At 70.0% G+C, this 11,447-nt stretch carries 8 protein-coding genes; 3 read left to right on the plus strand and 5 right to left on the minus strand.

All coding sequences use genetic code 11. The features are described 5' to 3' along the window. Positions 1-544: 544 nt before the first annotated feature. A complete protein-coding gene (locus ACFVUT_RS25880; RefSeq protein WP_389654310.1) occupies positions 545-2,626 on the plus strand; it encodes an MFS transporter in 2,082 nt (693 codons plus the stop codon). Between the two features lie 33 nt (positions 2,627-2,659). Here the strand turns inward: ACFVUT_RS25880 and ACFVUT_RS25885 are convergent, their stop codons facing one another. Continuing rightward, the gene (locus tag ACFVUT_RS25885; RefSeq protein ID WP_389654312.1) at positions 2,660-3,136 is read right to left on the minus strand and encodes a GNAT family N-acetyltransferase; all 477 of its coding nucleotides are present in this window, start codon (positions 3,134-3,136) and stop codon (positions 2,660-2,662) included. A gap of 84 nt (positions 3,137-3,220) precedes the next feature. After that, on the minus strand, positions 3,221-4,315 hold the full coding sequence (locus tag ACFVUT_RS25890) for a DUF2330 domain-containing protein (protein ID WP_389654420.1): 1,095 nt from the start codon (positions 4,313-4,315) through the stop codon (positions 3,221-3,223). Between the two features lie 546 nt (positions 4,316-4,861). Between ACFVUT_RS25890 and ACFVUT_RS25895 the strand changes: the two genes are divergently transcribed. Continuing rightward, entirely contained in the window at positions 4,862-6,898 is a 2,037-nt protein-coding gene (locus ACFVUT_RS25895; protein WP_389654422.1) for a bifunctional glycosyltransferase 87/phosphatase PAP2 family protein, read from the plus strand. Positions 6,899-7,028: 130 nt separating this feature from the next. Here the strand turns inward: ACFVUT_RS25895 and ACFVUT_RS25900 are convergent, their stop codons facing one another. After that, positions 7,029-8,279: a cytochrome P450 gene (locus tag ACFVUT_RS25900; protein ID WP_389654314.1), complete on the minus strand. Its 1,251-nt coding sequence runs from the start codon at positions 8,277-8,279 to the stop codon at positions 7,029-7,031. Between the two features lie 451 nt (positions 8,280-8,730). Here ACFVUT_RS25900 and ACFVUT_RS25905 point away from each other — a divergent pair, with 451 nt between their 5' ends. Further along, positions 8,731-9,900, plus strand: coding sequence for a steroid 3-ketoacyl-CoA thiolase (locus ACFVUT_RS25905; protein ID WP_389654316.1), 1,170 nt, complete (start codon positions 8,731-8,733; stop codon positions 9,898-9,900). Between the two features lie 131 nt (positions 9,901-10,031). Here the strand turns inward: ACFVUT_RS25905 and ACFVUT_RS25910 are convergent, their stop codons facing one another. Both ACFVUT_RS25910 and ACFVUT_RS25915 read right to left on the minus strand, forming a co-directional pair. Beyond that, the gene (locus ACFVUT_RS25910) at positions 10,032-10,658 is read right to left on the minus strand and encodes a hypothetical protein (RefSeq protein WP_389654318.1); all 627 of its coding nucleotides are present in this window, start codon (positions 10,656-10,658) and stop codon (positions 10,032-10,034) included. A gap of 259 nt (positions 10,659-10,917) precedes the next feature. Continuing rightward, complete coding sequence (locus ACFVUT_RS25915; protein WP_389654320.1) at positions 10,918-11,358, minus strand: transglycosylase SLT domain-containing protein; 441 nt, start codon at positions 11,356-11,358, stop codon at positions 10,918-10,920. Between the last annotated feature and the right edge of the window lie 89 nt (positions 11,359-11,447).

Consider the following 11,447-nt stretch of genomic DNA (forward strand, 5'->3'; position numbering starts at 1 on the left):
GTGCCGCACTGCTCCCGGTTGCCGCATCGCCCCCCGATGTCGCGTCGCCCCCCAGCGTCACGTACGGCCGGATCCGTAGCGGATCGAAGTCCTCCGCCGCCGCGATCTCCGCCGATTCGGTCGCCGCCCGCTCGGCGCGCCGCTGCTCGACGGCGTGTCGTGCCGCCTGCTCCCCGCACGCGCAGCCCGGGCGGGCTCCGGGTCTGCCGTCCGGTCCTCCGTCCGGTCTCCCTCGCTCGTCCGCTCTGCTGTCCTTACCGCACTCCGGGCACATATGTCCGGCCATGGTGGACCCCTCCCCTTGAATTGCCTGCGATTATGCAGGCCGCCGCCGGGATGCCCAATGCCGTACCGAAGTGCGGTACCAGGTCCGGAGCCGCGCGGGCGGATACCTGTGCAAAGAACGTCCCCGCAGATCCCGTTGCCGTTCCCGCGCACCACCTGCCCAGGGAACGTCCCCCAGGTCCCGGCCCGTGCCGCTCGGCAGGCCATAACCGGGTGGAACGGCCAGGATGGGGAGGTAGTGGATCCAAGGAGATGTTCTATGGCCCAGCACCTGAGCCCCACGGCCGCGGCCCCGGCCACCGGTGAGTACCGCTCCACGCGGTCGGTCATGGTGGCCATAGGTGCGCTGCTGCTCGGCATGCTCCTGGCGGCGCTCGACCAGACCATCGTCTCCACCGCGCTGCCGACCATCGTCAGCGACCTCGGCGGCCTGGAACACCTCTCCTGGGTCGTGACGGCCTACCTGCTCGCCTCGACCGCCGCGACCCCGCTCTGGGGCAAACTCGGCGATCAGTACGGACGCAAGAAGCTCTTCCAGGCCGCCATCGTCATCTTCCTCATCGGTTCGGCACTCTGCGGCATCGCCCAGAACATGCCGCAGCTCATCGGCTTCCGCGCCCTCCAGGGCCTCGGTGGCGGCGGTCTCATCGTGCTCTCGATGGCGATCGTCGGCGATCTCGTCGCGCCGCGCGAACGCGGCAAGTACCAAGGTCTGTTCGGTGCGGTCTTCGGTACGACGAGCGTCCTCGGACCGCTCCTCGGCGGCTTCTTCACCGAACACCTCAGCTGGCGCTGGGTCTTCTACATCAACCTGCCGATCGGCGTCGTCGCCCTCCTCGTGATCGCCTCCGTGCTGCACATCCCGGTCCGCCGTACGCCGCACACCATCGACTACCTCGGCACCTTCCTCATCGCGTCCGTCGCCACCTGTCTGGTCCTCGTCGCCTCGCTCGGCGGCACCACCTGGGCCTGGGGCTCGGCGCAGATCATCGGCCTCGCGGTCCTGAGCGTGCTCCTGCTGATCGCCTTCGTGCACGTGGAGCGCCGCGCCGCGGAGCCCGTCCTACCGCTGAAGCTGTTCCGGCTCAGGACCTTCACGCTCGTCGCCGTCATCAGCTTCGTCGTCGGCTTCGCGATGTTCGGCGCGATGACGTATCTGCCGACCTTCCTGCAGGTGGTGCACGGCACCACGCCGACGATGTCCGGTGTGCACATGCTCCCGATGGTGTTCGGTCTGCTCCTCACCTCGACCGTGTCCGGGCAGATCGTCAGCCGTACCGGCCGCTGGAAGGTCTTCCCGATCGCGGGCACCGCCATCACCGCGATCGGACTGCAGCTCCTGCACCGGCTCACCGAGACCAGCAGCACACTGGAGATGAGCGTCTACTTCTTCGTCTTCGGCGCCGGGCTCGGCCTGGTGATGCAGGTCCTGGTGCTGGTCGTGCAGAACGCCGTCACGTACGAGGATCTCGGCGTCGCCACGTCCGGGGCCACGTTCTTCCGCTCCATCGGCGCCTCGTTCGGCGTCGCGGTCTTCGGCACGATCTTCACGAACCGGCTCATCACCGAACTGGGCGCGGCGCTCACCGGCCGGACTCTGCCGCCCGGAGTCAGCGCGGGGAAGCTGGCTGCCGACCCGCGCGCCATCGGCCAGTTGCCACCCGCGCTGCGCCCGTCGGTGCTCCACGCGTACGCGACCTCGATCACCGACGTGTTCCTGTACGCGGCGCCCGTCGTCCTGCTGGCCTTCGCCTTCGCGTGGTTCCTCAAGGAGGACAGGCTGCGCGGCTCGGTGACCGCCCCGGAGCCCACCCAGACCCTGGCGACGAATCCGGTCGAACGTTCCTCGTACGACGAATGCGCCCGAGCCCTCTCGGTGCTCGCCACCCGCGCCGGGCGCCGCCAGGTCTACGAGAAGATCACCAAGAAGGCGGGGTACGACCTGCTGCCCGCGGCGAGCTGGATGCTGCTGCGCATAAGACGGCACGGCACGGTCGAACCGGCCAAGCTCGCCGAGGTCGCCCCGGTGCCGCTACGGGTCGTCAGCGAGGCGGCGCGGCAACTGGAGGAGCGCGGACTGGTCCGGCGCGAAGGTGTTCAGATGGTGCTCACCGACGCCGGCGAGGACGTGGCGGTGAAGCTCGCGGAGGCACGCGAGGAGTCGATGGCCGAACTCCTGGGCGACTGGTGGGGACCGCAGCGGCCGACGGACCTCGTCGGACTCGTGGTGGAGCTGACCGCCGAGACGAACGGGTCGAGCAGGGAGCGGCCCCACAGCCCCGAGCCGAGACGGGACCACGCCGCCGGAAGGGGGCGAGCCGGGACCGCCGGAACGGGATGAGGCGGGATCTCCTGGCCCGGCGTGAACCCCGACCTAGAGCTCCTTGGCGAACCAGTGCTCCGCGTACGGCCCCCGGTGGAACGCCGGAACCTCCCGATAGCCGTGCTTGGCGTACAGACCCCGCGCCTCGACCAGGTCATGGCGGGTGTCGAGCCTGACCGTGCGTATACCGAGGGAGCGCGCCGCGCCTTCGACGGCCGCCAGGAGCAGCCCGCCGCCGCCCGTGCCGCGGTGCTCCGGGCGTACGTACACCCGGGTCAGCTCCGCGATGTCCGCGTCCACCACCAGCAACCCCGCGCAGGCCGCCGGCTTCCCCCCGAACCGGCCGACGACGAACCGGCCGGTGGGCGGGGCGAGCCGGTCGGCGCCGTCGTCGGTCAGCCCGTCGTCGATCTCCTCGGCGGTCGCGGGCCGCCCCCAGTAGCGGCCGGCGACCTCGTCGTAGTAGTCGCGACGCAGCAGTGCGGAGTCGGGGGAGTCGAAGGGTTCGGGGGCCACGGTCCAGGTCATGCGCGTCATTCTGACGCGGCCGTGATCAGCGGAGCGAACGGATTTTCCGGGTCGGTCGCAGCGGTCGGCGGCGGGCCCCGCCGCTCATCGCAGCGGCGGCGGAACCGTGACCGGCGGCGGGGGCACCGCCTGCCGGAGACGTCGTGTCCGCCACACCAGCAGCACCGCCGCCGCGGCCACCAGCACGGCCCCGAGCAGCGACAGCACCCAGACGGGGACGCCGCCCACGGTCAGCAGCCGGTCGGCGTACACCGTGGTCCGGTACGGGGTGTCCGCCTCGGTCGCGCGCAGCTCGTGATCGTCGTCGATCCGCTCCGGGTACGGGAACGACTGCTTGATCGCGGTGAGGAACACCGGCTTCCTGCCCGCCACCTCCTCCAGTGCCACGGTGTCGTCCAGCACCGACCGGGGGTCGATCCTGCCCGCGTACGTCACCTGCGGGGCATTGCCGCCGATCGCGTCGCGCGGCTCCATCCGGTGCGCCGCCAGGACGTACAGGTCCAGCTGCTGCGGCGTCGAGGCGAGCTTCGACAGGCGCATCGGGTAGACCGGCCGGTCGCTGGCGAAGCGCAGCCGCAGCGGATCGAGACTGCCGCGCAGAGGACTGTTCCCGTCCTCGGGGGCGAGGCGGATCGCGACGTACTCCCACTTCTGGTCGACGTAGGGCTTCAGCGCCGTCGCCAGCCGGTCGGGCAGATCGAAGCCGTTGTCCCGCAGCCACTTCTGCAGTGCCTCGGGATCGGTCGCGGCCAGTCGTGCCACATCGAACGGGCCGAGCCGTTCCCGGCCGACCACCTGGACCGGGGCAGCGCCGGGCAAGGGCGCCCCGTCCGAGATCGCGCCGTCGCCCGAACCGCCGAACGGCCAGTCGTGGGAGCGCGGCCAGAAGTAGTGCCTGGTCTCGTGGACCGGCGCGGTGAGCTCGGCCAGCTGGGAGAAGAGCGACGGGTCACCGAGCTCCACGGACGCCCGGTGCGGCACCGGCATGATCCAGGCCGCCTCGGGAGCGTCCCCGCGGACCGTGAGCCGCATCACGATCTGCTCGGTACGGCCGTCCCAGTTCACCACCGACGTCTCCCGGTCGACCGAGACCGTGGTCGCCCTGCTCGGAACCATCGCTCCGCAGCCACAGGCGTACGCCGGGCTGATCAGCGATCCGAGCTGCAACGACGCCAGGATCAGCAGCAGCGACAGCGCGCGCGTCCCCCACGTGCGCCCCGCACCCCGCGACGGCACCGTCCACGCACGCCCCGCCCCCCGCACCCGCGGCTTCCCACCTGCGCACCCCATGCCCGGTTTCCTCCCCCGTGACCGATGAACACGGGAGAGGACGTGGGGACCACCCGTCCGGTTCCGGTTGCGGCCCCGCTTCCGGCCCCGGCTCCGGTTCCGATTCCATTTCCGGTTCTGGTTCCGATTCCGGTTCTGGTCTTCGTCTTCTTCGGCGTCGTCGTTTTCGTTTTCGTTTTGGTCCCGGCTCCGCGCGCGGGCTGCGCGCCGCCTCAACCGGCCCTTCGGTCAATCTTTCGGAAAAAAGGATGATGACAGCCAGGCGAAGAGGGGGTTGATTGTGTCTACCTCATAGCGCAATGCGAAGGTTTCACAGCACGCCCAGATCGAGGGACGGGCACGAAACGGCGGGAGGGGCGGCGCAGCGTGGCGAATGCGGAGCACAGTGTGCGCGGAGATGCGGCGACGGGGGCGAGGACCGGGGCGGCCCGGGCTCTGCTCTGGCTGGTGGTGGCCGCACTGGCCGTACGGCAGATGGCGGTGGTGCTGCGGCAGCCGCCAGGCGAACGGCTCGCCGATCTGGAGACGTGGATCGGTGAGAACGGCGTTCTGCACGTGACGGGCTCGCTGTACGCCGGCGACCGGTTCACCGGCACCCCGTTCGCCGGACTGGTGCTGAAGCCGCTGACCCGGACCGCCGAGCAGAGCCTGGGGGTCGCCTGGACCTCCGGTTCGCTGCTGCTCGTCGTCGCCCTCGGTATCGTCGCCTCCCGGGCGTTGCCCGGCCCCGTCAGCCGTCGTACCGCCCTGCTGGCGGCCCCGGTCGCGATCAGCGTGCTGATGCTCTCCCTGCCGGTCCGTAACGCATTCCACCTGGGGCAGACCAGCATCCTGCCGGTGCTCCTGGTGCTGCTGGCCTGTTTCGCCGTCCGGGGTGAACGGGCCTCGGGCCTCCTGATCGGGCTCGCCGCCGCGCTCCAGCCGACCGTGCTGCTCTTCGCGGTCCTGCTCCGGCTCACCGGCCGCAGGCGTGCGGCGGTGACCGGCGGTGTCGCGTTCGCGGTCTGCACCGCGCTGGCCTGGGCCGCGATGCCGCACGACTCGTGGACCTACTGGGTGCACCACGTCGCGGGTGCCGGACTCGGTGACAACGCCGACAGCCTGGCCAACCAGTCCCTGCACGGAGCGCTGCTCCGGTTCGGTCTGGCGGGCCCGCTCGAAATCGCGCTGTTCGTGGTGCTGGCGGCTGCCGTCTGCTTCCTCGGACTGCGCCGCGCCGTACGGTACGCCCGCGACGGACAGCTGCTGCTCGCGGTCGCCGTGACCGGCTGCGTCGCTGTCGCCGTCTCACCGACCGCCTGGCAGCACCAGTTGCTGTGGGTGCTGCTCGCCGTGGTCGGCCGGGTCGGCAAGCGGGCCTCCGACCGGCTGGTGTGGCCCGCGGTCGTGGTGCTCGTGCTCACGCTGCCGGGGAAGATGCTGCTGCCGAACATGGCGGCGCTCTACCCCGTACGTGACAACGTGCTGCTGATCGCGGCGATCGGCGCGGCCTGCGTCGCACCGTTCCTGCTGCGCACCTCGCCGTACTGGCAGCAGCCGATCCCCACGGACTACGCGGCCCCGGTGGCGGGCCGCTGGAGCCGTGTCCCCCTGCTGCCGTTCTGGCGGAGGGTGCTCAGCCGGCCCAATCTGCTGCTGGAACTGCTCCTGATCAGGGTCGTGTACTCCGCGTACGCCCATGTCAGGCTCGCGGCGACGGCCGGCCGAGCCACGGCCGAACACCACGGCCGTCAGATCCACTCCCTCGAACAGTGGCTGCACATCGACATCGAGCACTGGGCCAACCACGCGGTCGTCGAGGTCACCTGGCTGCGGGACTTCTTCGACTACTACTACTCGACGTTCCACTTCATCGTGCCGCTGACGATCCTCGGTGTGCTGTACGTACGACGCCCGGCGGACTACCGCTGGGTCCGCAGCTCCATCGGCTTCGCCACGATCCTCGCGCTGGTCGGCTTCTGGCTCTACCCGCTGGCCCCGCCGCGGCTGATGCCGGGGCTCGGCTTCATCGACACGGTCCACGGCGTCCAGGACTTCGCGAAGCCGGACTACGGAACGCTGACCTCGATGACCAATCAGTACGCGGCGATGCCTTCGCTGCACTTCGGCTGGTCGCTCTGGTGCGGCGTGGTCATCGTCATGCTGGCCCCGAAGCTGTGGATGAAGGCGCTCGGGCTGCTGCACCCGCTGTTCACGGTCTCCGCGATCGTGGCCACAGGCAATCACTGGGTGCTGGACGCGGTGGGCGGTGCGGTCGTCGTCACGCTCGGCTTCGGGCTGACGTACGTACTGTCGGGGCCGCGGAGGCTGCGGACGCCGACCGTGCCCGCGCCGGCGAGGCCGCAGGACGAGGTCGCGGCTGTGGTGCCACAGGAAGGGGTCGCGGCGGCGAAGCCGCAGGAAGGGGTTACGGCGGTGGTGCCGGTCCCGAGATCGACCGACGACGCGGTGGGCAGCAAGCAACCCCAGTAGCCCGGCCGCCATCCGGAGCACGAGGTGCCGAAGGGGTGCCGGGACGAACACCTCGTCCCGGCACCCCTTCGGCGTGGATCGCCGCCCGACCAGCATCCGCCCATCGGTGTGACTCCGCCACTCGAACAGGTCAGGAGCGGGCCGTGCTGACCTGGAGCTGCTTGATCCCGTTGAGCCAGGCCGAGCGCAGCCGCCGCGGGTCGCCGACCAGCCGAAGGTCCGGCAGCGTGTCCGCGATCGCGTGGAAGATCAGGTCGATCTCCATCACGGCGAGGGACTTGCCGAGGCAGAAGTGCGGACCGCCGCCGCCGAAGCCGAGGTGCGGGTTGGGATCGCGGGAGATGTCGAAGGACTCCGGATTCTCGAAGACCTCCGGGTCGTTGTTGGCCGAGGAGTAGAACAGCCCGACCCGGTCCCCCTTCCTGATCTGCTGCCCGCCCAGTTCCGTGTCCTGGACGGCGGTCCGCTGGAAGGAGACCACGGGGGTGGCCCAGCGGACGATCTCCTCGGCCGTCGTCGCCGGCCGCTCGCGCTTGTAGAGCTCCCACTGGTCGGGGTGGGTGAGGAAGGCGTGCATGCCGTGGCTGATGGCGTTGCGGGTGGTCTCGTTCCCGGCGACGGCGAGAAGGATCACGAAGAAGCCGAACTCGTCGGAGGAGAGGTTCCCTTCACCCTCCGCGGCGACCAGCTGGGACACGATGTCCTTGGCCGGGCACTCCTTGCGGGCGGCGGCGAGGTTCATCGCGTACGAGACGAGCTCCATGGCCGCCTCGGTGCCGACCTCCTCGGTGATCGCGTACTCGGGATCGTCGTAGGCCGCCATCTTGTTGGACCAGTCGAAGATCCTGGACCGGTCCTCCTGCGCCACGCCGATGAGTTCCGCGATGGCCTGGAGCGGCAGTTCGACGGCGATCCGGTTGACGAAGTCGAACGAACCGTCCTCGTCGGCGGAGGCGAGAGCGGTCTCGACGATCCGGCGGGCGCGGTCGCGGAGGGCCTGCTCCAGTGAGCGTATCGCCCGTGGCGTGAAGCCCCGTTGGACGATCTGGCGGACCCGGGTGTGCTCCGGCGGGTCCATGTTCAGCATGATCAGCTTCTGGACCTCGATCTGGTCGTGGCTGATCGACTCGTTGAACCGGATCACCGCGGTGTTGGTGTGGGAGGAGAACAGTTCGGGATGGGTGGAGACGTACTTGACGTCCGCGTGCCGGGTGACGGCCCAGTAGCCCTCGTCGTCGAAACCGGAGATGCCCGCAGGCTGGGTGCACCACCAGACCGGTGCGGTCTGCCGCATCTGCGCGAACTCCGGGTGCGGAATGCGGGCTTGGAGCAGATCGGGATCGGTGAAGTCGAACCCACCGGGCAGATGGGGGCAGGACATCGGCAACTCCAGGGTCGGGCCGGGAGCCGTCCGAACAATGTCTGACGACCCATCAGAAGTTGCCCGAAAGGTAGTAACGAGTTCTACAACTGGCAAGGGTCGTGGCCCGATTTGTTGCGTGAAGAGTGGGTGAGGCAGGTATGAAGCGGACGGAAGGTGCGTGCAGGACTCTTGCGTACCGGGGGTAAGCCTCATAAGACTGCATGCAGAACTAGAACGCGTACTAGTGCCCTTCCCGGCAGTGTTCGCCCCGCCCCGTCGCACCGCCCGGCACGCACGCTCGCCGCGTCGGCCACAACCCTGGTAGCTCCGCTACGAGGGCTTCCGGCCGCCTTGCGATCGCACGCACCGGACGACGCTCCCCGCGGGGCGAACCCTTGCCGGTCACGGCACCGGTCCACTCCGCGGGCGCCGGGACGCCCCTGCGGAAGCGCGAGGAGAGGACGAGCTCATGGCCGCGGAACCCGTCATCGTCGAAGCTGTACGCACCCCCATCGGCAAGCGCAAGGGCGCACTCGCCAATCTGCACCCCGCCTATCTGCTGGGTGAGACCTACCGGGAACTTCTTGCCCGCACCGGCATTCACGCCGACTGCGTCGAACAGATCGTCGGCGGCACGGTCACCCACGCCGGCGAGCAATCCATGAATCCGGCCCGCAACGCCTGGCTCGCCGTGGGCCTTCCCTACGAGACCGCCGCCACCACCGTGGACTGCCAGTGCGGTTCCTCGCAGCAGGCCTCCCACATGGTCGCCAACATGGTCGCGGCCGGAGTGATCGACATCGGCATCAGCTGCGGCGTCGAGGCCATGTCGCGGGTGCCGCTGGGCAGCGGTTCCAGGAACGGGCCGGGCAAACCCTGGCCCGACGAGTGGAACGTCGACCTGCCCAACCAGTTCGAGGCCGCCGAACGCATCGCCCGCAACCGCGGACTGACCAGGGAGAACGTCGACCGGCTCGGGCTCCTCTCGCAGGAACGAGCGGCCGTCGCCTGGGCCGAGGAACGGTTCAAACGGGAGACCTACGCGGTCCAGGTGCCGACCACCGAGGAGGAGCAGGCGGCCGGGCAGGGCATGTGGCGTCTGGTCGACCGGGACGAAGGACTGCGGGACACCACGATGGAGGGACTCGGCCGGCTCAAGCCCGTCATGCCCACCGCCGTCCACACCGCGGGGAATTCCTCGCAGATATCCGACGGCGCCGCCGCGATCATGTGGGCGTCCAAGCGGATGGCGCGCGCCCTCAAGCTCAGGCCGCGGGCCCGGATCGTCGCACAGGCGCTGGTCGGCTCCGACCCGCACTTCCACCTCGACGGTCCGATCGACGCGACCCGTGCGGTGCTCGGCAAGGCCGGGATGTCGCTCAAGGACATCGACATCGTCGAGATCAACGAGGCGTTCGCGTCCGTGGTGCTGAGCTGGGCCCAGGTCTTCGAGCAGGACCTGGAGAAGGTCAACGTCAACGGCGGAGCCATCGCGCTCGGCCACCCGGTCGGTGCCACCGGCGCCCGTCTGATCATCACGGCCCTGCACGAGCTGGAGCGCCGGGACAAGGAGTTCGCACTGATCGCGATGTGCGCGGGCGGTGCGCTGGCGACCGGAACCATCATCCAGCGGCTGTGACCCCACGTCCGCACGGCGGTTGAGGGCGCGCCGCGCCCCTCGTCGGCGCGGCGAGGGGCGCGGGTCGGCGCGGCGGCGTGCCGGGGCGCACCCCTCCCTCACCGCGCACGAAGGCGGAGGGGCGCGTTTGCTCAGTACGGCACGTGGGTGGGGAAGGTGGCGGTCGGGCTGAACAGTGCGGCGTATCCCTCTTCGTGCTGGCGGCGGTGGCGCCCGGACCTGACCACATCCGCGACCGGGGCCGCGAGCGTGAGCAGCCCGTCGTTGGCGAGTTCCTGCACGCGCAGCAGGAGTGCCCGTACGTCCAGACCGAGTTCGGCGGCGACCGTCTGCACGTCGAGGCCGGACTCCCAGCTCCACAGCAGTACGGAGTCCATGCTGGGCGACCAGGCGACGGTGGTGTCCACCTCGGCGGGCGCCACCGGGGGAGGGGGCGGCGCCTGCGGTGGCGTCTCCAGTGACGGATCGGCCACCTCCTCGCGCGGGTGCGGCAGGGGGATCTCGGGCGCGGCAAGCGGTGCGGCCACCACCTCCGCCACCACCTCCGGCACCGGCTGCGCGGGCGGGTTCAGGAGTTCCTGGGCGAGGGTCCGCGCGTCACTGCGGCCGACCGTGCGTCGCGCCAGCCGCACTTCGCGCTCGTTCAGGCCCAACAGGTCCGCGATGGTGCCGTCGTCGCCGATCGTCACGGCGAAGGCCGCAAGTGTTCTGCTCCGTGCCGCCTGCGCCTCGTCCAGCGCCGCCTGCGCCCGCCGCATACGTTCGTCGCTGGCGCAGAATGCTTCTGCCAGTAAGGCGTTCCGATCCCAGAATTCTCTTGGTTCCACGTACGGGACAACGCTCCGGCGGCTGACGGGAACGGATGCACCGGCAAAATGCGCCTAAATGGACCAACGAGTAATTATGGTGGCCAAGTTATATGAAGGGGTGGTATCCGTATGGTTCCGGGTTGTTTCGGGTGTGGCGAAGGCCCCGACCGGTGGTCGGGGCCTTCGTGCGCGCTCACGGGGTGACGGCTCAGTACCAGTGGTTGGACTGCCAGAACGACCAGGCGGCGCACGGGCTGCCGTAGCGGGAGTTCATGTAGTCCATGCCCCACTTGATCTGGGTCGTGGGGTTGGTCCTCCAGTCGGCGCCGGCGGAGGCCATCTTCGAGCCGGGCAGAGCCTGGACGAGGCCGTAGGCGCCGGACGAGGCGTTGGTCGCGCTGTGGTTCCAGCCGCTCTCGTGCTGGACGATGTTGCTGAAGCACTGGAACTGCGCGGCGTCGCCGATCATCGACCTCGCCGTGTCCTGCGCGCCCGCCGTGACGCCGGTCGGCGCGGCGGCCGGAGCGGCCGTCGCCGGGGTGACGCCGAGGGCCAGGCCGGTGGTGCCGAGGAGTACGGCGGTTCCGGCGACGGCGGTCTTGCGGCGGGCGGTGCGGGGCAGGGCGAGGAGGGTGCGGGCGAACGACATGGAAGTCCTGACGTCGGGTACGGGGGAGTCGCGGACCGGTCCGGATCGTGCGGTGATGCGGGTGGACCGATCCCGTGCGACCGCGGTCC

Origin of the sequence: Streptomyces sp. NPDC058051, assembly GCF_042885475.1 — a bacterium.
Classification (GTDB): domain Bacteria; phylum Actinomycetota; class Actinomycetes; order Streptomycetales; family Streptomycetaceae; genus Streptomyces.

Bases quoted from the DNA above. Each gene is read 5' to 3' on its own strand.
- ACFVUT_RS25880 (WP_389654310.1), top strand. From the start codon at position 545: ATGGCCCAGCACCTGAGCCCCACGGCCGCGGCCCCGGCCACCGGTGAG.
- ACFVUT_RS25885 (WP_389654312.1), bottom strand. From the start codon at position 3,136: ATGACCTGGACCGTGGCCCCCGAACCCTTCGACTCCCCCGACTCCGCA.
- ACFVUT_RS25900 (WP_389654314.1), bottom strand. From the start codon at position 8,279: ATGTCCTGCCCCCATCTGCCCGGTGGGTTCGACTTCACCGATCCCGAT.
- ACFVUT_RS25905 (WP_389654316.1), top strand. From the start codon at position 8,731: ATGGCCGCGGAACCCGTCATCGTCGAAGCTGTACGCACCCCCATCGGC.
- ACFVUT_RS25910 (WP_389654318.1), bottom strand. From the start codon at position 10,658: ATGCGGCGGGCGCAGGCGGCGCTGGACGAGGCGCAGGCGGCACGGAGC.
- ACFVUT_RS25915 (WP_389654320.1), bottom strand. From the start codon at position 11,358: ATGTCGTTCGCCCGCACCCTCCTCGCCCTGCCCCGCACCGCCCGCCGC.